At 56.2% G+C, this 20,569-nt stretch carries 22 protein-coding genes; 7 read left to right on the plus strand and 15 right to left on the minus strand.

What is annotated here, in order from left to right; genetic code table 11:
• Positions 1 to 8: 8 nt before the first annotated feature.
• The 11 genes from AB1644_13295 to AB1644_13345 form a co-directional block, all read right to left on the minus strand.
• Positions 9 to 626 carry an O-methyltransferase gene (locus AB1644_13295; GenBank protein MEW6052022.1) on the minus strand — a complete coding sequence of 206 codons (618 nt, stop codon included), beginning with the start codon at positions 624 to 626 and terminating at the stop codon, positions 9 to 11.
• Between the two features lie 14 nt (positions 627 to 640).
• Entirely contained in the window at positions 641 to 946 is a 306-nt protein-coding gene (locus AB1644_13300) for a Rieske (2Fe-2S) protein (protein MEW6052023.1), read from the minus strand.
• A 94-nt stretch (positions 947 to 1,040) separates the two neighbouring features.
• A complete protein-coding gene (gene ccsA, locus AB1644_13305) occupies positions 1,041 to 3,296 on the minus strand; it encodes a cytochrome c biogenesis protein CcsA (protein ID MEW6052024.1) in 2,256 nt (751 codons plus the stop codon).
• Positions 3,297 to 3,335: 39 nt separating this feature from the next.
• Entirely contained in the window at positions 3,336 to 4,262 is a 927-nt protein-coding gene (gene ispH, locus AB1644_13310; GenBank protein MEW6052025.1) for a 4-hydroxy-3-methylbut-2-enyl diphosphate reductase, read from the minus strand.
• Entirely contained in the window at positions 4,256 to 5,218 is a 963-nt protein-coding gene (gene lipA / locus AB1644_13315; protein MEW6052026.1) for a lipoyl synthase, read from the minus strand. The genes ispH and lipA overlap by 7 nt, the downstream gene beginning before the upstream one ends.
• 30 nt (positions 5,219 to 5,248) lie before the next feature.
• Positions 5,249 to 5,821: a pyridoxal 5'-phosphate synthase glutaminase subunit PdxT gene (gene pdxT / locus AB1644_13320; protein ID MEW6052027.1), complete on the minus strand. Its 573-nt coding sequence runs from the start codon at positions 5,819 to 5,821 to the stop codon at positions 5,249 to 5,251.
• A 426-nt stretch (positions 5,822 to 6,247) separates the two neighbouring features.
• Positions 6,248 to 6,985 (minus strand): phage Gp37/Gp68 family protein, encoded by a 738-nt coding sequence (locus tag AB1644_13325; GenBank protein MEW6052028.1) that lies wholly within the window; start codon positions 6,983 to 6,985, stop codon positions 6,248 to 6,250.
• Between the two features lie 9 nt (positions 6,986 to 6,994).
• On the minus strand, positions 6,995 to 7,456 hold the full coding sequence (locus AB1644_13330) for a hypothetical protein (protein MEW6052029.1): 462 nt from the start codon (positions 7,454 to 7,456) through the stop codon (positions 6,995 to 6,997).
• A 9-nt stretch (positions 7,457 to 7,465) separates the two neighbouring features.
• Positions 7,466 to 7,963, minus strand: coding sequence for a Panacea domain-containing protein (locus AB1644_13335; protein MEW6052030.1), 498 nt, complete (start codon positions 7,961 to 7,963; stop codon positions 7,466 to 7,468).
• Positions 7,964 to 8,125: 162 nt separating this feature from the next.
• Positions 8,126 to 9,010 carry a pyridoxal 5'-phosphate synthase lyase subunit PdxS gene (gene pdxS, locus AB1644_13340; protein ID MEW6052031.1) on the minus strand — a complete coding sequence of 295 codons (885 nt, stop codon included), beginning with the start codon at positions 9,008 to 9,010 and terminating at the stop codon, positions 8,126 to 8,128.
• A 251-nt stretch (positions 9,011 to 9,261) separates the two neighbouring features.
• Positions 9,262 to 9,672 (minus strand): Rrf2 family transcriptional regulator, encoded by a 411-nt coding sequence (locus tag AB1644_13345; protein ID MEW6052032.1) that lies wholly within the window; start codon positions 9,670 to 9,672, stop codon positions 9,262 to 9,264.
• A 345-nt stretch (positions 9,673 to 10,017) separates the two neighbouring features.
• On the opposite strand from AB1644_13345, the gene AB1644_13350 reads away from it, so the two are divergent.
• The 7 genes from AB1644_13350 (at position 10,018) to AB1644_13380 (ending at position 15,096) form a co-directional block, all read left to right on the plus strand.
• Positions 10,018 to 10,377: an iron-sulfur cluster assembly accessory protein gene (locus AB1644_13350; GenBank protein ID MEW6052033.1), complete on the plus strand. Its 360-nt coding sequence runs from the start codon at positions 10,018 to 10,020 to the stop codon at positions 10,375 to 10,377.
• 48 nt (positions 10,378 to 10,425) lie between these two features.
• Complete coding sequence (locus AB1644_13355) at positions 10,426 to 10,692, plus strand: DUF2480 family protein (GenBank protein ID MEW6052034.1); 267 nt, start codon at positions 10,426 to 10,428, stop codon at positions 10,690 to 10,692.
• A 56-nt stretch (positions 10,693 to 10,748) separates the two neighbouring features.
• Positions 10,749 to 11,069, plus strand: a complete 321-nt coding sequence (locus AB1644_13360) for a 2Fe-2S iron-sulfur cluster-binding protein (GenBank protein ID MEW6052035.1) — start codon at positions 10,749 to 10,751, stop codon at positions 11,067 to 11,069.
• Positions 11,070 to 11,193: 124 nt separating this feature from the next.
• The gene (locus AB1644_13365; protein MEW6052036.1) at positions 11,194 to 11,961 is read left to right on the plus strand and encodes a type II secretion system protein; all 768 of its coding nucleotides are present in this window, start codon (positions 11,194 to 11,196) and stop codon (positions 11,959 to 11,961) included.
• A 2-nt stretch (positions 11,962 to 11,963) separates the two neighbouring features.
• Complete coding sequence (locus AB1644_13370) at positions 11,964 to 13,199, plus strand: prepilin-type N-terminal cleavage/methylation domain-containing protein (protein MEW6052037.1); 1,236 nt, start codon at positions 11,964 to 11,966, stop codon at positions 13,197 to 13,199.
• A gap of 11 nt (positions 13,200 to 13,210) precedes the next feature.
• On the plus strand, positions 13,211 to 14,362 hold the full coding sequence (locus AB1644_13375; GenBank protein ID MEW6052038.1) for a prepilin-type N-terminal cleavage/methylation domain-containing protein: 1,152 nt from the start codon (positions 13,211 to 13,213) through the stop codon (positions 14,360 to 14,362).
• Positions 14,353 to 15,096, plus strand: coding sequence for a prepilin-type N-terminal cleavage/methylation domain-containing protein (locus AB1644_13380; GenBank protein ID MEW6052039.1), 744 nt, complete (start codon positions 14,353 to 14,355; stop codon positions 15,094 to 15,096). The genes AB1644_13375 and AB1644_13380 overlap by 10 nt, the downstream gene beginning before the upstream one ends.
• Before the next feature lie 21 nt (positions 15,097 to 15,117).
• On the opposite strand, the gene AB1644_13385 is transcribed toward AB1644_13380, so the two are convergent.
• The 4 genes from AB1644_13385 to AB1644_13400 all read right to left on the minus strand — a co-directional run bounded on the left by AB1644_13385 (position 15,118) and on the right by AB1644_13400 (position 20,350).
• Complete coding sequence (locus tag AB1644_13385) at positions 15,118 to 16,257, minus strand: saccharopine dehydrogenase C-terminal domain-containing protein (GenBank protein MEW6052040.1); 1,140 nt, start codon at positions 16,255 to 16,257, stop codon at positions 15,118 to 15,120.
• Between the two features lie 106 nt (positions 16,258 to 16,363).
• On the minus strand, positions 16,364 to 18,535 hold the full coding sequence (locus AB1644_13390; GenBank protein MEW6052041.1) for a hypothetical protein: 2,172 nt from the start codon (positions 18,533 to 18,535) through the stop codon (positions 16,364 to 16,366).
• An 88-nt stretch (positions 18,536 to 18,623) separates the two neighbouring features.
• Positions 18,624 to 19,616 carry a polyprenyl synthetase family protein gene (locus AB1644_13395; GenBank protein MEW6052042.1) on the minus strand — a complete coding sequence of 331 codons (993 nt, stop codon included), beginning with the start codon at positions 19,614 to 19,616 and terminating at the stop codon, positions 18,624 to 18,626.
• A gap of 119 nt (positions 19,617 to 19,735) precedes the next feature.
• Positions 19,736 to 20,350, minus strand: a complete 615-nt coding sequence (locus AB1644_13400) for a YdeI/OmpD-associated family protein (protein MEW6052043.1) — start codon at positions 20,348 to 20,350, stop codon at positions 19,736 to 19,738.
• Positions 20,351 to 20,569: the final 219 nt, after the last annotated feature.

The following is a 20,569-nucleotide window of genomic DNA, read 5'->3' on the forward strand; positions in this document are numbered from 1 at the left end:
GAACCGGGTTACAGCCGGATGGATACGGCTACCCCGTCACGGATCGGCAGAATGGTCGTGAAAAACTTGTTGCTGCGGTACAGTTTTCGGGTAAAGTGAACAATGGCGGCAGTTGTCTTATCGTAGGGGCCGGACAGCACGCGGCCGTCCCAAATGATGTTGTCGGTAATGAACAAGCCGCCGGGGCGCAACAGGCGGGCGGCGACGGATATGGTGGCAGGGTAATCCTGCTTATCGATATCGTTGAGAACAATATCAAACGGTCCGGTCAGACGCCGGACTGTCGCCAGGGCATCACCTACCCGATAGTCGAATCGAGATTCAAGGTGGGCGCGTTCGAAGTACGAAAGTGCGCGCCGCATATTCTGCGGGTCAGTGTCGGTCATGACAATACGGCCCCGGGGCCCGATCGCCATCGAAAACCAGTACGCCGAGTAGCCATATCCCGAACCCAGTTCCAACACACGTCTGGCCTTGACGGCCACGGCCAGTTGGTAGAGGACGCGCCCGACGACCGGGCCAATGATCGGGAAATCGTTTTCTTTGGCATATCGTTCCATGGCTCGAAGGACCGGTGGGCGCGGCGGGATCGCCTTGATGAGGTACTCCTGAACCCGCTGATACATAGTTGGAGTCGCGCTCATTTCAGAATGAGGAAGACCTGGTCTCCCTCGACCTCGATATCATAGCGTTTCAGTCTCATGCCGGGTTGGGTCAGGCACTCGCCGGTCCTCAGATCGTATTTCCAACCGTGCCAGTTGCAGGTCAGAATCCCCTGATCGACTCCCCCTTTGGCCAGCGACGCTTTCATGTGCTTGCATTCCGATTCCAAGCCATAGAGCGTTCCGTTCTCATTAAACACGGCCACGCGCTTAGCCAGGATCCGTTTCTCAATAACTTTCCCGGGCAGAAGCTCGCTGAGGCTTCCCATTCTGATGCGCTGCATTCCTTACTCCCGTACGGTGAGCAAGGATACCGTGCCGACATCCAAATGGCAACGACTCTGTGCTGATTCGACCGGACGCAACGGCTTTGTTGGATCAAACCACGTCGCTGGCGACCGGCTGGCGGGTTTCGCGCGGCTGATCATCGGCGGCAGAAAGTTCAACCTCCACTGCTTGGCGGCGGCGGTGCCGGTCATACATGGACAAAAGACCGCCCGAAAACGCGATCAGCGCACCCAGCCAGAAAAAGAGAATGAACGGCTTCTTGGACAATTCCACTACAAGCGTGGCCTGCTGCGCTGCGGGTGATGCCATGGCCGACGCCACGCCGCTTAACCGAAGAACCACGCCCCCGTCTTCCGGTTTGACACCCGTGATGAACAGTCCCGCCTTGCCGTGATCGAACGAAGCTTCGACCGGTGTCACCTCTCGCTTAGCCACCTGAAGTGTCGGCGCGACCTGTTCGGTCGTACCGTCATAGGTGACCGTCACCAGCGCCGCTGCGGTCATCGTGCTTTCGCCGTGCTGCCCGCCGATATCAAAGCGATTAAACGTGAACTCGTATTTGTCGATCCGGGTCGATTCCCCCTTCTTGAGATAGAACTCACCGGCGTTCTGAACTTCCGGCTGCTCGACCGAGACGGGTGCCAGATACAGGTCGTACGCGAGGTAATTTTCCACGTGCGGCTTCTTCATCACCCCTTCGGCGTTCTTGGGGAATTCATGGTGCAGAATCGCGACGAACTTGTCGCCGCCGTTGGCGACATCGACATGACAATCAAAGCCTTTAGGGGTGTCCTGCATGGATGCGAACGTTAGCGTGCTGCCCATCACCGAGACCGGCTGCCCCTGCGGCAGCACGATGGTTTGTTTGGTTTCAAATCCATTGGCCAGCGCCGCGCTGGCGATCCCCAACGCGAGACCTACATGGGACAGATATCCCGGCTGAAGATGTTTGTTTCGCCACGAGAGGAAGAACACGGAACCATTCACTACCAGCGCCCATGCCGCCGCGCCAAACAGCGCCAGGTAGATGAACTGATGGGTGAAACCAGTGATAAGCAGTGTCAGGATAGTGATGACTGCAACGCTCGCACCGATTACCAACAGGCGCGGTTTGGCCAGTCCCTGGTTCCAGCGAAACGTCGGAAACAATGCGATAAGCAGCAGGATAGCGACTCCAATGGGTGTCATGGTGGCGAAGTAATACGGCAGGCCGACGTTAGACGGCTTCTCGGCAAATCGGGTCAACAGGGGCGCGGAGGTACCGATCAGTACCAATGTCCCACCCACAAACAGAATGACTATACCGAGTGTCACCAGATACGACCGCGAATTGAGCTTGGAGTATGATGGCTCCGGCTTGATGTCTTTCCAGCGATGCACCAGCCAGAATGCCCCGAGCAGGATGAAAAATGCCAAGCCGCCCACCAGAAACTGGTTGATGCCAAGGTCGACAAACGAGTGTACCGAGAAATCGGCCAGCACGCCCGATCGGGTGAGAAATGTGCCATACAACACCGACCAGAAAGTCAGGCAAACCGCCACCAGCGAAAACCGCATCATGCCTCGCCGCTGCCTCTTGATGAACAGCGAATGCACCTGCGTCGTCAAAAACAACCAGGGGATCAGTGACGAATTCTCCACTGGGTCCCAGGCCCAGAATCCGCCCCAGCCGAGTGTCTCGTACGCCCAATAACCACCCATGACGAGCGAGACACCGAGCGCCACCCAGGCGAACATGGTCCATCGGCGAGCCGCTTCGGCCCAGATGTGGTATTTGCGTTCTACTAAAGCAGTCAACGCGAAGGTAAACGGAAACACGACTCCGGAGAATCCGGCGAACATGATAGGCGGATGAATGGTCATCCAGAAATTTTGTAGAAGCGGATTGAGCCCGGCGCCGTCTTCACGATAGACCGGCATCAATTCGAACGGGGACTTCTTTATCATGATCATGAGCAACGAAAGCACGAACAAACTCAGGAAAAACATGTTGCCGCGTTCGAATTGCTTAGCCGTGTGCATCATGACAACACCCAGGATCATGGTATAGAACAGCCACAGGAGAAACGTTCCCTCCTGCCCGCCCCAGAGGCTGGCGATCAGGTAATGCGTGGGCAGATCAAGCGAGGAATAGGCGTACACATACGCCACCGTGAAATCGTGGGTCAGAATCAAATATAGTAATGTTGCCAGCGCCCCCACCACACTGAGGGTCCCAAGGCGGAAAAAATTGCGGGCCAGAGACACCAACTGGTCTCTTCCCCGCCAGGCGAGGTAATACAGTACGGCCGAAGCCAGCGCCGAAACCGTCGCCGTATAAATGAAAAAATCACCAAGGTTGGCCATAGTAGTCTCCAGGGCTTTGCGCCTCGTGAGCTGCCTGTCTCAGACTGCCTTACGAGACGAGTTGCGAATGCGGTCACGGCGTTCCGGTACGATGACCTCGGCCGAACCGCCCGAAAGCTCGCGTAGACAGTTGATAACCGCTTCCACCAGGAATTCAGGCGTCGAGGCGCCTGCGGAGACGCCGACACTCTCTACCCTCTGGTCGGTAGCAAGCCACTCATCCTTAATGTCGCGTTCTGAGCCAACCAGATACGCTTTGCCACAGATAGCCCGGGCGATATCGACTAAGCGAAGGGAGTTGGCCGATGTCCGTGAACCGACCACAATCACCATATCCACTTGCGGCGCCAAATCCATCATGGCCGATTGCCGCTGACTGGTGGCATTACAGATCGTATCAAAAACCTCGAGGTGCGGCCATTTCTGCTTGGCCAGTCTCTGGAATTCGGCAAACGCTTCCTGACTGGCGGTGGTCTGTGATGTTAGACCAAGCTTTCGGTCCGTCCATTCCGGCAACACGGAAAGCTCATCCTTGCTCGACACCACCGTGATGCGGTCAGGCGCATGCCCTACAACCCCCTCGGTTTCGTCATGCTTGCGATCGCCGAAATGAATCACGTAATAACCGTTGGCGATGATCTTGGTGACTATATCGTATATGCGCGTCACCAGCGGACAGGTGGCATCGACCACGTTAAGGCCTCTGGACTGAGCTTTCTCAATCACAGCGGGAGCCACGCCATGGGCGGAGATGATCAAAGTACCGTCGGAAACTTCCTCGACCGAAAACGCCTGCCCCACTCCCTGACCGCGAAACCGCTCCACAACCGCTTCGTTGTGAACTATTTCATTCAGGATCGCCACCGGCCCCGTCTTCTTCTGAGCGGTCTCTTCGGCTATATTGATAGCCCGTTTCACCCCCATGCAGAAGCCGTGATGACGTGCGATGATGATCTTCTTCAGCATGACTTCTCCAGAATCCTTTTGGACTGGTGAAACGCCTTGTACGAGCTTCTCACCAGCGGCCCGGATTCGACATGCGCAAATCCGATCTCCTTACCGATTCGCGCCAACTCGACAAATTCATCAGGTCGGTAGAACCGCTCGACCGGCAAATGCGCCAGCGATGGCCGCAAGTACTGCCCAATCGTCACGATATCCACGCCGGCTGCATATATCTGATGCATTAACTCCACCAGTTCATCAGTTGTTTCCCCCAAACCGACCATAAATCCGGTTTTGATCACCGGCCTGGGGTGATAGTCTGAGGCAAAACGCAAAACCGCCAGCGACCGATCCAGCTTGGCGGCCCCACGAACACGCTTGTGCAGACGCTGGACGGTTTCGACATTGTGCGCTAAAACGTCGACACCCGAGTTCAACGCAATTCTCACGGAATCCATTTTGCCGGCGAGGTCCGGGATCAGAAATTCCACCTTCACTTCATTATCCTGCCATCGGAGGAGCTCTATAGTCCGGGCAAATATAGACGCTCCCCCATCAGGCAGGTCATCTCGTGTCACCGACGTTATCACAACTTGCTTCAGTTTCAATTCTGCCACCACGCGGGCCAGGCGCGCGGGTTCCTCGGTATCGAGTCCCAGCGGCTGCGCTTTGATCACATCGCAAAAATTGCAGCCACGGGTACAGCGATGTCCCAGAATCATGAACGTGGCCGTCCCCTCATCGTAGCACTCCCGGATATTAGGACAGGCCGCCTCCTGGCACACCGAATGCAGTCCGTTGACTCGAAGAATCTCCTTTACGCGCTGGTAATTCTCGCCGGACTTGGGCGTAATCTTGATCCATCGCGGCAGCCGGACATGGGGGGTGGCCAGTCGCTCCGCCACCGTCGGCGCTTTCGGGGCGAGCCCGTGGGCCGAGGTCTCTCCAACCGACTGCGTAAAAAAGACTTTATTCATCCATCTAATATACGATAAGGGTCGGCATCGTCACACAAAAAAATTACCCAAAAAATAGCCGAGAACCGAGGTGTCATCCCCCAGTTCATTGTGAAACGATGCCGCCAGTATGTTTCCCTGCCTCACCAATACCGGGTCATTTCGGTAGATCGCGAGCGTATCGACTCCCTTGCCCAGACGGTCCACCTTCGGCGCCCGAATAAACGCCGCCCGAAAGGAACTTCGACTATCGAACTTCGCCTCGACCGTCTCCTCGAATGAGTACAACTGACGCCCGTAGCCGTTTCGAATCACATCGATGTCAAGCAGCGCTAACGGCTCAACCCCGGACTGGTTATCGACTATCCCCTTAGCCAGAAGTATCATACCGGCGCACGTGCCGTAGATTGGGTGACTCCGTCCAAACTCCTTCAGTGGCCGGCGCAATGAGAACCGATCGAGCAGGATGTTCATGGTGGTGGATTCCCCACCCGGCATGATCAAACCATCGAGTCCGTTCAAGTGCTCGGGAAGTTTGACAAGGCTAGTCTTAGCGCCAAGAGTTCGTGCCTGGCGCTCGTGCTGTTCGTAATCTCCTTGCAACGCCAGCACCCCAATGGCCAGTTTTGAATCGTCACCCATGTCGCCTTAAACACCCGTTTTGCCGGTTGGTGCCGAAATATACGAATTGAGATCCATGGGGCAAGTGACGCCAACCGGTCGACTGCTCAACGATTCACATTCTGTCGAAAGAACCTCGTCCCAAGTCATTGCGAGCGGAGATGGCCCGCCGACTGGCGCGACATCGAAGCGTAGCAATCTCGAAATTGTTTGTCTCTCGTTGCGGCGGGTCCTGCCATCCGCCAAGAGTCAGACGGTGTGTCCCGACACTTGAAATGGTTGGGTACCCCACCGCTCGCGGTGGGTTTCCCCATACTACAGTGTTATTGCGTGACGCCCTGAGCGGAGTCGAAGGGTAACGTGTCCGTTCTCTCGTTGCGGCGGGTCCTGCCATCCGCCATCAGGCGGATGGTGTGACCTGCCGCTTCATCACACCGACAAGCGCAGGTTGACATCAGGCAACGCCGGCATCTCGCTGTACTCGCGCCCATTCAGCAGTCGTCCAGCCGCCTTTTTATTGACTCCACCCCATTGCTTGAAAAAGAAATGCACTCCCTGCTCACGGCACTGCTCCTGGATCTGAAGCACCCACTCCTTCTTCATCGGGCGGGCACCCGGCCCCGACTCGCCTCCGACAATCGCCCAGTCGATCCCGGACATATCAAGCTCCGGCAGGGGTCCTAAGAGCGGCTCCAGCGAAAGAAACTTGATCGCCGCGCCAGTCTTGCGAAGGTCCTTGATTCGATATTGATAGACCGCGCTCTCGACCGTCACCCCCATCCATATGTTCGGCGCCCACGGGAGCTTGCTCTGCACGCGGGAAAGTTGCTTGGAGCGCTTGGTGAGAATCTGGAACACGTGCCAGGGAGCGCGATTCATAACGTCGAATATCTCGAGAACATATTCAAATGGCACTTTCTCATGAAACAAGTCGCTCATGGAGTTGACGAAAATAACCTGCGGCTTTTTCCAACGGAGCGGCGCTTCCAACTCCGATGGATGCAGCGTTACCTTAAATCCGTTGCGATATTTGTGGACGCCCATCGCTTGAAGCCGCTTCGCCATCCGCTCGGCGTAACAATGCTCGCACCCCGGCGATACCGGATTGCAGCCCGTGACCGGGTTCCAGGTGCGGAAGGTCCATTCTATGGCACAATTCCTTGCCATATCTGAGAATTAGCCTGAACGGAGAATCCGAGCCTTTGCTTCGCCTGCTATGAACCGTGAATTCCGTACGGCGTCGAAGAGCCGTGACAAAACATCCGGCGGCGACATCTCTACGTACTCCAACCGTCCATACGTCGAAGGATGCGAAAAGCGATTGCGAAGATGGCTTACCGACCTCGTGTGGAGATCTTTTACCACCAGGGCAGTCTCTAAGGTGAAGCAGCGGGTACTTCCGGGAGGGATAAAGACGCATTCGCCAGTGAGAATGGAGATCGATCTCACCTTGGTCACCTGTGAAGTAGCGAGGAGGTAATCTGCGATATCTGTCGTGGAGTCAATGGAAAGCAGTATAAGGTACTTGTTCTTGGTTGTACCGTCCTCGAAGATGAAGTTCTCGCAGAAGAATATTGCGCCTGGAACCGCTACTCTGTCAAATAACTTTGCCAGTTCCTTGGAAGAAAAGTCAATCAAGGGAAAATCTCAAAGGTATGAACTAAAATCGCGGTTCTCCTGCTCGATCAACATTAGTTCAGCTATCTCTTTGTCCGTTCCCAGAGGATCGTCAAGAAAAAGCATGTAGTCGATGTCTCGTCCTTGGGTCTCTAACCAAGCCCGCTGGGAATGAGCAATATCAGAGAGTCGCGTCCCGCTGAGTTTTCCGTAATCGACCACAACGCTTTCAATGCACCGTAGCTCAGCCTCTGAAAACACATCTCTGTTTGGGTGCGAACATGAGCGAAACACCGGATATTTCGACTTCGTGGGATCCGAAACCTCAGTGATACCAAACCTATCCATCCCGGCCCCGCCAATCTCTTTAATCAGGTCATAAGCTCTTGACGGAACAGGCCCAAGTTCCATTTTAACATACGTGTCACCCAATATAGGACGACCGGTTTCCTTAATCGCTTGCTTATCAACGAAGTAGAGCAACTTGGCCGCTTTGAGGCGATCAAGGTCGTCAATCCTTTCTGCCATGATTTGCATCAGGGCGCGAAATTTCGGTTCGCTAAAAGAGAAACTAATAACCATCTTGGTCCCAGTCGGTCAATCGGTCGTTCACCAGTTGGAATTACCTACTATATATTCACGTCGGTCTGGTTTCACCATCACTTTATACTCAAAATTGTGGCATCGCCTTTACCGCCCCTGCAACTGGCTCTCCAGCGGAATGCTCTCGGCGGCGATCCCTTTCATCGGCTCCCCCAGCCCGCGCGACTGCTCGGCAATGATGGCATAATCCTGCCAGTGCGTGGTGGCGCTTACAATCGCTTTAGCCCGCTTGTCCGGATCACTCGATTTGAAAATGCCGGACCCCACAAACACTGCCTCGGCCCCAAGGTGCATGCACAAGGCCGCATCAGCAGGAGTGGCGATACCACCGGCGGCGAAATTCGGCACCGGGAGTTTGCCAATCTTGCCCACCATCTTCACGATTTCAATCGAGACCTGGTTCTCCTTGGCGAATCCGAACAGCTCTTCCTCGGACATGACCGTGGTTGCCTTCAGTGCGGAGTTAATCTCGCGAAGATGTTTCACGGCCTGCGAGACATCGCCGGTTCCGGCCTCTCCCTTGGTGCGGATCATGGCCGCCCCCTCGGCGATACGTCGCAGCGCCTCGCCGATATTTCGGCAACCGCAAACGAACGGCACCTTGAATTCCCATTTGTTCACGTGGTATTTGTTGTCTGCCGGAGTAAGCACCTCGGACTCATCGATGAAATCGATCTCCATCGCCTCAAGCACGCGTGCTTCCACAATATGCCCGATCCGGCACTTGGCCATGACCGGTATAGTGACAGCCCGTTTGATCCGCTCAATGATCTCCGGATCCGCCATGCGCGCCACTCCACCCTCGGCTCGGATATCAGCCGGCACTCGTTCGAGCGCCATCACCGCCGCAGCGCCCGCTTGCTCGGCAATTCTGGCCTGCTCGGCAGAAGTGACATCCATGATGACACCCCCTTTGAGCATCTCGGCCAGGCCCACCTTCACCTTGTATTGAGGATCGTCAAAGCGAAACATATCGTAACTCCTTAATTCATCTCCCACACTTGTTATAACGAACCGCGTCGAGCGAAGTTCGCTCGGGGCGAATTGCAGCGTCGACGGACCTGTTCGCGGCCGCAATATAACATGAACACAGACGCGGACAACCGCAATCTGGACCCCGCATGAAAACCCCAAAAAGAGAAAGCCGGGCATCTGCCCGGCCCTGCTTGCAAAGTCCGGTCGCGCGGAGTATCCGCCGTACCGGCCCGAAAATTCAGCGAGTTCTACTTCTTCCCTTTGACGTAGCGGCCGAAATGGTGGCGGGCAAGAGCCCTCTTGAACCCCTTCTCCTGTTCGGCCCAGAAATCCTTCATCTGGCACTTGTTGTACGCATCACAACTGCAGTTCCCCTGCTCGGTGCAGAGATTGAGGTGAATCGGGCCGTCGATCGCCTCGATCACGTCCAGAAAGCTCACCTCTTTGGGCGTTTTGGAAAGCTTATAGCCGCCTGTGACACCCTGAAACGACATCAGGACGCCGCTGCGGGTGAGATCTTTGAGAATCTTGGCCAGAAATTCGCGCGGTATCGACTCGGCCTCGGCTATCGAATTGATCGAACCCAATCTCCCTTTGGGCAACGTGGAAATATGCCGGACAGCGCGGAGCGCGTAGTCGGCCTTGCGTGACAACTGCATGTGTTGGTTCCTCTATGAAACGCGGTTAATGGTCAATGTGACGCGATCACGGTATTATAACTCTATGCTTCCACTTTTCGTTCCTATCATACGTAAAAAGATTCGCGAAGTCCACAAAAAAGTTGACCATTTGGAAGAAATTGGGACGGAGGGGCTTGTCCGTGTCGTCGTAATATACTGGTCAGCAATGGGTTAGGCGCCGACACGATAACGGTATTAACGACCCATAATGCCCTCGCAAGCCCGACCGAAAATCACCTGTGAACCTTTTCACCGCTCCCGATGTTGTAGTGAGGCGACAGACACGAAATATAAGAACGTAGATTTTAAGGAGTCATATAGCCTATGATTAACGAGACCAAACCATCGGCTGCCGAGGCCGTCATCACGCTGACCCCGGCCGCGGTCACCGAGGTCAAACGGCTGATCGCAGAGGAGAAAGAAACCAACCTGTTCCTGCGCCTGGGCGTGACGTCCGGCGGTTGTTCCGGTATGTCGTACTCCATGGCGTTCGACAATCAGCCCGGCGACTTTGACCGCGAGTTCGATTTCGAGGGCCTCAAAGTGCGGGTCGACCTCAAAGCGCTCATGTATCTTGCCGGCACCACGCTCGACTTCAAGGGGGGACTCGTTGGGGGCGGATTCCAGTTCCACAATCCCAAAGCCAAACGCTCCTGCGGTTGCGGCTCTTCGTTCACCTGCTGACCGCGGCGTTATCCGCTTGTCGTTGACGCGAAGCATCCGGCACCACTGATGACATACGAGATCATCGACCCCCAGGAGTTCCTGGTAGACGGGATCCTCCGGCAGGACGATTTCCTGGCTCGTGCAGCCGAGTACGATTGGGGACGGTTCGCCGGAAAGAAAGTACTTGTCCGCGGCTGTAGTTCCGCTATTATCCCCCCGTGGGTTTTTATGATCATCGCCGGCAAGTTGGCGCCGCTGGCGAAATCGGTCCGGTTCGGGAACGAGCATGACAATATCGTTGTTCTGCGGGCCGAAACGGAGAAACGAACGTGAGCACAAGAGACATGCTTGAAAGTCCTGAGACTGAAGAAACGCGGGAAACGACGGTAATGCCCAAAGTCAGGTTCTTGCCGATGGACATCGAGGTCGAGGTGGAAAGCGGGACAGCGATACTGGACGCCGCCCTTAACAACAATATCCAGATCGACCACAACTGCGGCGGCAACTGTGCCTGCTCCACCTGCCATATTGTCGTGGAAGAGGGGTTCGAGACACTCGATGAACCCTCCGAGGATGAGATCGATATGCTGGATGAAGCCGAGGGGTTGACCGAGACTTCCCGTCTGGCCTGCCAGTGCATTGTCCAGGACAAGAATATGATTGTCCGCATCCCGCCAAAAGAGTCGTCCTGGGAAGACGATACTTTTTGATCAGCGTCATCAACTATTCCAGCCACGCGGCTCCGGCCTCATGCCGGGGCCATTTTCATTGTCCGACAACGCATTAGCCTGTCAACGGATTCCCCCCACCTGCCGATATTGATAGGGAGGTGCTATGCCTTCCATTCTAAACAGGGAACAGAAACGGAGAGGCCGAAACGGCCACACGCTGGTCGAGCTTCTGGTGGTGCTGATTATTCTCAGCATCATCACCGCTGTCGCTATGTCTTCGATGCGGGCCGGCACTGACGTTGCCCGTACGGAAAAAACGAAGCAGCTCCTGCAACAAGTCAATTACGCCATTGCCGGCAATCCTTCGCTGACTTCAGGCGGCGGGCGAGCCGACTACGGCTATGTTGGGGACATAGGCGCTATGCCGCCGAATCTCGATGCGCTCGTGTTGAACCCAGGCGGCTATGCCACCTGGAACGGTCCGTATATCAGCGATGAATTCTCATCCGGCGGTGCTGATGTCAGCTTCAAATACGATGCGTGGGGGCAGGCGCTCAGTCTGAGCGGTCCTTCGGTAATCGCAAATGGCGGTGGTACTACCATTACAAGTGCGGTTGCGCCGAGTCTGGACGATCTCCTGCGCAATGCTGTTGTCGTGACGGTCATGGACATGGCGGAGACGCCGCCGGGCGCTGTTTTCAAAGACTCGCTCCGGGCTCTTCTAATCGTCCCGAACGGCACTGGAGGGACGACCACGAAAACGAAGTTGTTCGCCGGTGACGGACTGACCCAATTCGACTCCATTCCCATCGGCGTCCACTTGTTACGCGTGGTCTATCTGCCGAACAGCGACACACTGCGTCGCCAAGTACCGGTCAACCCCGGTCAAACCAGCTACGCCACGGTCAAGCTGTATCGAAAGGTATGGTGAGCATGCGAACACTCATAAACAACCGGGAGGGGTTCGGATTAGTTGAGTTGATGGTTGTCCTGGTCGTTATCGGCTTCATGGTTGGTCTGGCGATGCAGTCGGCGACTGTTGTCAACTACGACGTTCGCACGGCCGAGACCGAGCGAGAACTCGAGCTGTTGGCGTCCGCTATCGTGGGTGACCCGGGTATTCTTCAGGACGGCATGCGCTCTGATTTTGGCTACGTAGGGGATGTCGGCGCTTTCCCACCGAATCTAAGCGCTCTTTACACCAACCCGGGCGGAACACCAACGTGGAACGGACCCTATATAAAAACCGAATTCGCGCAGGACACCGTCTCCTACCGCCTCGATGCCTGGGGACAGCCATACACGTACGGTGGGGGAACGGTCATCACATCGACCGGCGGCTCCGGCACGATCACCAAGAAGCTGGCCGACGCATCATCGGACTATCTTCTGAACCAGGTCCACGGTACTGTCAAGGACAAGAATGATTCCTTGCCGGGCGCGATATACAAGGACTCAGTTGATATAAAAGTCGAGATGCCGCTGGGCGGTTCCGGCACGATCACCAAGACCTATCATCCGGACGCCGCCGGTGACTTCACGAGCGATTCGATCCCGGCCGGAAGCAGGCTGTTTCGGTTCATCTACCGGCCTGCCAACGACACAGTTCGACGCTATTTCACGGTTCTTCCCCGACAGCAGGTATCGCGAACTCTCGATGTCAAATTCGCCGCCGCCTATTTTGGCGGGGGATCTTCGCCCTCGTCGCTGGTATTGCGACCTACCGGCACAGGCTCCGAGACCGAGCTGGACAGGTCTTCCTGCTCGCAGAATTGGGACTGCGTCAACGAATCCTCACCGGACGAAGACGGTACCTACGTCAATAAAGCTGACGGCTCCTATAAAGACGACAGCTATCAGATGCAGAATCACGGCGCCGTCACCGGTACAATCGACAGCATGGTAATCACGATACGGGTCCGCCGCTACGGATGGGGCAACAACCGCCAAGTTCGCACCGTGCTTCGGACCAACTCGCAATTCTATTATGGCCCGAACATCGACATGGACGGAGTCACGAACTATACCGACTTCACTCGGACATACGCGACCAACCCCAATACCGGCTCTGCCTGGACATGGAGTCAGATCGACGCCATGGAAGTCGGGGTAGGCATAAAGAAGGCGAGTCGATGCACGCAGGTTTTCGCGACGGTCTACTATCACTGATGAGCCTGAGCATGAAACCGGGAAGAATTCACAGACACTCGGGTGGTTTCACCCTGGTCGAAGTAGTGGTGGCCATTATCATCGTTGCCATCCTCGTCGCCGTGGCCATGAGGTCCGGCAAGCCAATTGCCGACACTGCCAGGTCTGAGGAAACGAAAGCCGAAATGGAGGCGCTGGCGTTCGCAGTGGCCGGGAATCCGGAACTACGCAACAGTGCCGGCCGAGCGGATTTTGGCTACGTGGGGGATGTAGGCGCCCTACCACCGAACCTGGATGCCCTGATGACCAACCCCGGGGGCTATACCACATGGAAGGGACCGTACATCTCGCGCCGTTTTTTTCAGATCACCGATGATTACAAGACGGACGCCTGGGGGGCAACCTACTCGTTAAACGGCGTCAGCATAACGTCAACAGGCTCAGGCGCGAACATTGTCAAGAAGGTTGCGCCATCCAGTTCCGACCTCCTGTACAATCCGGTAAGCGGACTCGTACTGGATCGAAAGCGACTGGCCCCGGGTACCGTGTACAGGGATTCTATCAGCGTTCGGCTGACCATCCCCGATGGCCTGGGCGGTAGCACCGTTAAGACAGCAACCCCTGATGCATCGGGCTATTTTTCTATCGATTCAGTGCCGATCGGCGCACAGGAGCTCAAAGTGATCTACATGCCGACTGCCGACACCCTGGCGCAGTTTGTTTCGGTGACCCCGTCGTCATCTGTATATACCGAGTGCGTGTTCAGACAGTCGCTTTTCCTGACCAGCGGCGGGCTTGTACTGGTGCCGTCATCCGACTCGGTCTACGGTTCTCAATGTCAGAATGTCCGGTTCTGGGTCACCAACACATCGACATCACCGCGCACAGTCACCACGATAAAGGTCACCTGGCCGTCTCCCACTGCCTATTACGGCAGGATTCGATTCGGTGGCACTACCGTTTTCAACCAAGGTGGGTCTCCGCGAGGGGTCAGCGGAACCACGTACACTCTGTCTTCGGCACAGACAATCAATCCCGGTCAGAGCGTCCGAATCCGGATTACCGATTTCCGAGCGAACAACACGCCCGGCGGCGGCCCGCGTGTCTCCATGTCAAATGTCACGTTGTCGATAGAGTTTTCTGATGGTTCCTCCTTTAGCGAGGTCTTCCCGTCATGCCCGTAACACATCGTCACAATCTCGCCGGCGGGTTTACGCTTATCGAGTTGGCGATAGTGATCGTTATCGTCGGCATACTCTCGGCCGTCGCCATGCAGAAGATGAGTGTGAGTGTCCAGACGGCGCAGTACGAACAGACCAAAGCGGAGATGGATCAGCTTGCTATGGCCGTGATGGGGAACCCGGCGACCTACAACGACGGCAGCCGCGCCGATTTTGGCTACGTTGGCGATGTAGGAGCGATGCCACCCAACCTCGACGCTCTGGCGCAGAATCCGGGTGGCTTCAGCACGTGGCAAGGACCATATGTAGCGTCCGGGTTTGCCGTCGATGATTTCAAGAAGGACGCCTGGGGATCAGCGTATTCAATAGTCGGCATGCTGTTGCGTTCGACCGGCTCCGGGGCGAACATCGACAAGGAACTGGCGGCCAGCGCCGCCGTCCTGTTGAACAACAGCATCGAGGGAGTGATAGTCGACGCGGACCGGACTCCCCCGGGACCAACATACCGGGATTCAATTTCGGTTCGACTCAGTTATCCCGACGGTGCCGGCGGCCTTGCGACGGCATCGATCACACCATCGGCTAACGGCAGTTTCGCTATCAACAACCTGCCGATAGGCAACCGCACGCTTCGGGTGATCTATCTCCCCACAACGGACACGGTTATGTACCCGGTCACTATCTATCCCGCTCGCACCGTCCGGCTGGATATCATCTTCCCGACCGATCTGTGGTGACGGTCCGGTGCATTTGGTCGGTTATTCTTTGATCGCCAGATGAATGCCGCGGCGTTTGAGTTGCGGTAGAAACAGCGCGGGATTTACGGCGATCTCCTGCGGTTTGACACCCCTGACCGTGATCTGGCCCGATGCCGCCATCCAGGCAATGATCGCCGCCGGAAATGCGGTTGTGCGCATCATGGCGGTGAGGCCGGTCTTTGAGTCCTGACGGTCGACAATTTCGTATACAAGCGTCTTGAGTTTGCCGCCCGATTCTCCTTCCAGTTCCACTCGAACCAGGACCATGTCGGGCTGACCGAACGACAGATTCTTATCCAAAACAGCCTTGAACAGCGCCCGGGGCTCGACTTCCTGGCCGTTCACTTTGAGCGGCTGGCGCGACCCAAGTCCGATATCCAACATCGCCTTGAACAACTGACAATGGCCGGGGTACCGAATCGTCTTGTAGTCGAGAGAATCTACCTTGTCCTCATAGGTATCAGGGAGCGTGGAGGTCCCGCCGGAGGTAAAAAACGCTTCCAGCTTACCGATCCCGTCGAAACCGAGCAGCTCCAGCCCGGTCATAGGGTGTACGGTCTTCTTCTTGCCGTTTTCGAGAATGATGCACGGCTCCCAGTACTCGTTGATAAGCCCTTCCGCTGAAAACACCATCTGGTAATTAAGCGGGGGACGTGGGGACTGCGGCAAGCCGCCGACCCGAATCCTGACAGACGACACGTGGTCGAATTTCATCATCCCATCGGCTACCAGCACCGATACCATGCCGGGCGCCAGGCCACAGTCGGGGACAATGACCACACCTGCTTTCTCGGCCTCGGCGTTCATCTCCATCTGTCCGCGAACGACATCGTTGTTGCCGCCAAGGTCCACCAGATGGCAACCCGACGCCATAGCCGCGCGCGTAAGCCCCAGATTGTACTTGTAGGTAACACACGAGACGGCGGCGTCATATCCCTTCAGCGCCGCGATACATTGTGCCTCATCCCCCGCGTCAAGCTGACCGGGGGCGCCTATGCCGTTGCCATACTTGTTGGAGATCTCTTTTGCCAGATTGAAATCGATATCGAAAATGCCGACCTGCTGCATCCCCTCGACATGGGACAGGTCATAGAGAGCGGCTCGGCCCATAAGGCCGGCGCCGATCACCGCGACTTTCATACGTGCTGCTCCGTTATCTGTTTGCCCGATGTTTACTCCTATCGTCCACGGGTCCAAGAGTAATGTTTGTTGAAGGTCCTGTCAATGACAGTGAGCGGCCGATGTATCAAATGAGTTGATTGGTCTTGCGTAGAACCCATTCGACGGCCAGGCACGTCACAAAAAGAGCAAGCAACCAGAACTTATTCCATAAGACGATCTCCCGCCGGACAGTTTCCATTACCGGCCGGGTGTCGATGTGGGCGATTGCTTCGTCGAATTCCCTGACTGGGAAATACGCACCTCCGGTGAGTTTGGACAACGCCTGAAGTGTCGCCGGAAAGCCGCTTTGATCGAACTCCTCAAGGGAGAACGATTCCACCTGAATCTGCCCCTCGGCCCGTCTCAATTCCTGGCCGTCCTTGCTCATCGCAGCCAGATATTTGTACTGGCCGGGTGGCACCGTGCCAAAGCTTGCTTCATACCGACCTTCTCCCAACTCCAAAAGGTCGGCATCGAAAGACTGGTTCGAAACGGATGACTGCAGCCGCAGGCTTCCGATCACGCCGGTGATAGGGCGAAACCCCTGGTCATAGGCAAATCCGTTGAATCGGACTGGCTCGCCCCGTGTGAACACCTCTTTTTCGGGCAGAATGCGGATCGGGTCGAAATCATCGCGGACCGTCAGCCAGCGTGCGGTGCCATCGAGGAATGATCCGTACGGCAGACCGCTTCCGCCGGCTCCGACATCGGCAAATCCCCAGGTCCAAAACGGCAGAGCGGCGCTGGCCAGCAGTTTACCGGGGCCAAACCGCTTGAAGCCAAGAATGGGGGATTTGAACGTGGCGCGAACCGGTTCGGCCGCATACGCGAGGATTACGGCGTGAGGATCCACCGTGTCGCATCGGACCAGCGATTGAAACGGCGGAACGGTGGACCAGACTTCCCGTATGGCTGCACGGTCATCGGCAAGTCGCACGGACGGGTGGAACAAGTTTCCTTCCGAGGGTTCACCGTGAAACTGAAACCGTTCGACCTGGCGCCGAGCCGACTGGAAGAACGGCAGCAATTGATTGAACCACGGCACCGGCCCTCGGTTGGCGAACTGTTCGCCAAGGAGCACCCAAACGGCGCCGCCGCGCTCCGAGAGGTACGCTTTCAACAGCATCTGGCGCGCTTCGAATTCCACCGGGTCCGGGTCGTACAGCAGGACCAGATCATAGCGATTCAATTCCGTCTGTTGCGACGGAAATCGTCCGGATAGATTTCCGGCCCGCGGACCGGTTACTTTCAGATCTACATCGAATCGATCCGACTGTTCGAGAAATCGCTTCAAGAACCCCACTTCGTGATCGGGATGATCGGCGACCAGCAGCACAAGCAGCTTGCTCTTCAGCACCTTGACCGCGATAGTCCGCGTGTTGTTGGCCTCGATCTCTTCGCCCTGAAGTGGCGGGATCGATACTTTCAGAAGCTCCTGTCCAGGCGCGTCGGGCACCCATTTCAGTGTGGCTTCCCCAGTTCCCCCCTCTTCGGCCGTGTTGAAACTCCCTTCGCTGAGAACCCGCTCCCCTTTGAGTAACTGGATCTTGAGCATGCGTCCGGCGGCGTTCTGCCAGGTGAATCGAGTCTTGATCTCCGTTGGCTGCCCTACGAACAGGACCGGATTGAATTCGACATCCGCAAGAGCAATATCATAATTGCCGCCGTCGCCGGCCATATTGATCGATATTACGGGTGCCCGCAGTCCGGCGGTCGCCTCCGAAGGCTCCCGCCCCGAATTGGACCTGCCGTCCGAAAACAGCAACAGTTGGTCCGCCGGCTCCGCCAGTTGCGCCGTACCCAGAGTCACCAATACGTCTCCAAGAGCCGTTTTGTCACGCTCCACATCGCTCTGATTGGGGGTAAGGTTTTGTCCGAAAAACCAAGTCGACAGGTCGACGGCACCTTTCAAGTGCGCAAAACTGGCCGTAGAAAGAAGCGAATCGAGTCGGGCACGGCGTGAGAGACCCGTCTCCACCCGGTCCATGCTGGCGGAGTTGTCGATGAGCAGATCCACTCGGCGCTTGCGCTCGAATTCCCGACCATATTTGATGACCGGCTCTAAGAGAGCGGTCATGAGCGCGAGGATCGCAACGACACGAATGACAGCCAGCATGACCCTGAGATAGCGCGGCAACGGCGGGTTGGTCCGATAATACAGAAACCAAGCCAGGGCGAGAAGACCCGCCAGTCCAAGTGTGACCAGCACCGGCGCTCCGGTGAGAAAATCGATGGAAACATCCCGCAGGCCAAACATGCTGTCCCTTATACCATAGCGTACGATAGGTGATGATTGAGAAAATACGACGACGAAAGGAGCCGGCCCACTGAAAAACGCAGGAGGCTCACGACATTCGCGCGGAAGTAAACTCCACCATTTCCACCAGCGCCTGGTAGTAAACCGAATCCCTTATCGGTTGAATCGAGTCCAGGCCCTGCCGGCAGAGCTCATCGGCCCGTTTGTGCGTGTAGTCGAGTCCGCCGTTGTCGGCCACGAACGAGTACACTTTCTTGAACGAATCCGGCGTGGCCTGTTCGCGAAGCAGCTTAGTCATTTCGCGGCTGGACGCGGCGCCTACCTGCTTAAGCGAATAAATGAGCGGCAGCGTGACTTTTCCGTTCAAAACGTCGTTCCCCGGCTCTTTCCCGGTGATGTCCGGATCCCCGACGAAGTCCAACAGGTCGTCGGCGATCTGAAACGCCGTCCCGATCTTCTCGCCGAAAGCCGCGAACCGCTGCCTGTCCCGGTGTGTCCGCTTCTTCAGTATCGGACCCGTCTCACAGGAAACCGCAAACAGAGACGCTGTCTTGTCGGCGATTATTGACAGATACTCTTCCTCGGACAGTGCATAGTTACCGGTCTCCTCAATCTGGCGAAGTTCTCCCACCGAGACCCGCTCAGTGGCCGCCGAGATGGCGTCGATCAGCTCAATCGAGCGCGTGTCCACCATGATGCGAAACGCCTTGGCAAACAGATAGTCGCCCATGAGAACCGAAATGAGATTGGTCCATTTGGCGTTGACCGTCTCTTGTCCCCGGCGCAGCTCGGCTTCGTCCACCACATCATCATGCAGTAACGTGGCGGTATGGATAAGCTCTATCGCCAGCGAGGCATCAACCGAATGTTCGGCGAAATTGTCGGCGGCTCGGGAGGATAAAAACAGGAATGCCGGACGGATCCGTTTCCCTTTGGATTTGAGAAGGTGCCGCGCTATCGACGTGATAAGCGGCGAATCCCCACGGAGATAATCATTGAGTTTCTTGTCGAATGTTTCCAGGTCGGTCTGCACCGGCTTGGTGTATTCGGCCAGATTATTGGCGTCCAGAACGACGTTCACGTTTTTTTCCAGCGTTGCCACAACGGAACGCGAAGATACGTGTCGTTGGATGGTCTGTCAACCGCTTTGGAGAACGTCGTAACTGCTTGGAATACAACACACCAGAAGAGCAGGTCGGTCTATTTCCTATTCTTGGCGTACTTCCAGCTTCTCGACTTCCCTTCGGCCAGCCAGACTACTGTCGTCTTGAGGCGTTCAGCGCGTGTTTCATCACGTTTGGCTTCGGTGACCCACTCCACGTACTCTCGCTTGTGGCTTGGTGGGAATGCCTCGAAAGCCGCCAGGGCACGCTTGTTCTTCCGGATTGCCGCCATAAAGTAGTCAGGCACTTCCACCTTTGCCCTCGGTTTGACGGCCCTGTTGATTCTGATGCCATCTTCGTTCAATTTGACAGCTTCCTTGATGAGTTTGACCATTATCGGCTTTGTGGGCAGGTCTTTGATGTTAGTGATCCGGTCAAGATGCCCCATCGCCGTTCTGTTCGTACGCGTGAGCGCCTTGTCCGGATCGGACATGAGGGATGCTTTCCAGAAGACGAACGCACAATGTTCCTTAAACGCCGCCATGCCGCAGAGCATGCCCCGATGATCGAAATACGGCATCCCCCATTTGATCGTCTCTTCTACGTCCGGGCAGGCCTGGTGCACCAGCTGCCTCAGGTGATTGAGGACCGGTTTGGCAAATGGCCTGGCTTTGGCGATATACGAATCTACTCGTGGGTCCTTTTTGCCCATGTTGAACCTCGCCGGCTGAGAATTTCGAGACTATACTACGTGCTACAACGAGTGTTGTCAACAGATGCGGAATCACAATCAATTGTGGAGTCGTTCAACACCGTTACGTTCGCACAGCAAGCTGTGCGGCACCCGACACCCGGATTCGTAGCGCACCCGAAGGGTGATGAATTCCGTAATGGCTGACTCCCCCGAATCTATGCATACCGCTCCAAATGT

Source organism: Candidatus Zixiibacteriota bacterium (assembly GCA_040753875.1).
Classification (GTDB): Bacteria; Zixibacteria; MSB-5A5; order GN15; family FEB-12; genus DATKJY01.

Excerpts from the sequence above, each read along its gene's own strand:
- AB1644_13300 (MEW6052023.1), bottom strand. The coding sequence starts at position 946 with ATGCAGCGCATCAGAATGGGAAGCCTCAGCGAGCTTCTGCCCGGGAAA.
- AB1644_13325 (MEW6052028.1), bottom strand. The coding sequence starts at position 6,985 with ATGGCAAGGAATTGTGCCATAGAATGGACCTTCCGCACCTGGAACCCG.
- AB1644_13375 (MEW6052038.1), top strand. The coding sequence starts at position 13,211 with ATGAAACCGGGAAGAATTCACAGACACTCGGGTGGTTTCACCCTGGTC.
- ispH (MEW6052025.1), bottom strand. The coding sequence starts at position 4,262 with ATGCTGAAGAAGATCATCATCGCACGTCATCACGGCTTCTGCATGGGG.
- AB1644_13360 (MEW6052035.1), top strand. The coding sequence starts at position 10,749 with ATGCCCAAAGTCAGGTTCTTGCCGATGGACATCGAGGTCGAGGTGGAA.
- AB1644_13385 (MEW6052040.1), bottom strand. The coding sequence starts at position 16,257 with ATGAAAGTCGCGGTGATCGGCGCCGGCCTTATGGGCCGAGCCGCTCTC.
- AB1644_13295 (MEW6052022.1), bottom strand. The coding sequence starts at position 626 with ATGTATCAGCGGGTTCAGGAGTACCTCATCAAGGCGATCCCGCCGCGC.
- lipA (MEW6052026.1), bottom strand. The coding sequence starts at position 5,218 with ATGAATAAAGTCTTTTTTACGCAGTCGGTTGGAGAGACCTCGGCCCAC.
- AB1644_13370 (MEW6052037.1), top strand. The coding sequence starts at position 11,964 with ATGCGAACACTCATAAACAACCGGGAGGGGTTCGGATTAGTTGAGTTG.
- AB1644_13400 (MEW6052043.1), bottom strand. The coding sequence starts at position 20,350 with ATGGGCAAAAAGGACCCACGAGTAGATTCGTATATCGCCAAAGCCAGG.
- AB1644_13345 (MEW6052032.1), bottom strand. The coding sequence starts at position 9,672 with ATGCAGTTGTCACGCAAGGCCGACTACGCGCTCCGCGCTGTCCGGCAT.
- AB1644_13380 (MEW6052039.1), top strand. The coding sequence starts at position 14,353 with ATGCCCGTAACACATCGTCACAATCTCGCCGGCGGGTTTACGCTTATC.
- ccsA (MEW6052024.1), bottom strand. The coding sequence starts at position 3,296 with ATGGCCAACCTTGGTGATTTTTTCATTTATACGGCGACGGTTTCGGCG.
- AB1644_13335 (MEW6052030.1), bottom strand. The coding sequence starts at position 7,963 with ATGGCAGAAAGGATTGACGACCTTGATCGCCTCAAAGCGGCCAAGTTG.
- AB1644_13390 (MEW6052041.1), bottom strand. The coding sequence starts at position 18,535 with ATGTTTGGCCTGCGGGATGTTTCCATCGATTTTCTCACCGGAGCGCCG.
- AB1644_13355 (MEW6052034.1), top strand. The coding sequence starts at position 10,426 with ATGACATACGAGATCATCGACCCCCAGGAGTTCCTGGTAGACGGGATC.
- AB1644_13350 (MEW6052033.1), top strand. The coding sequence starts at position 10,018 with ATGATTAACGAGACCAAACCATCGGCTGCCGAGGCCGTCATCACGCTG.
- pdxS (MEW6052031.1), bottom strand. The coding sequence starts at position 9,010 with ATGTTTCGCTTTGACGATCCTCAATACAAGGTGAAGGTGGGCCTGGCC.
- AB1644_13365 (MEW6052036.1), top strand. The coding sequence starts at position 11,194 with ATGCCTTCCATTCTAAACAGGGAACAGAAACGGAGAGGCCGAAACGGC.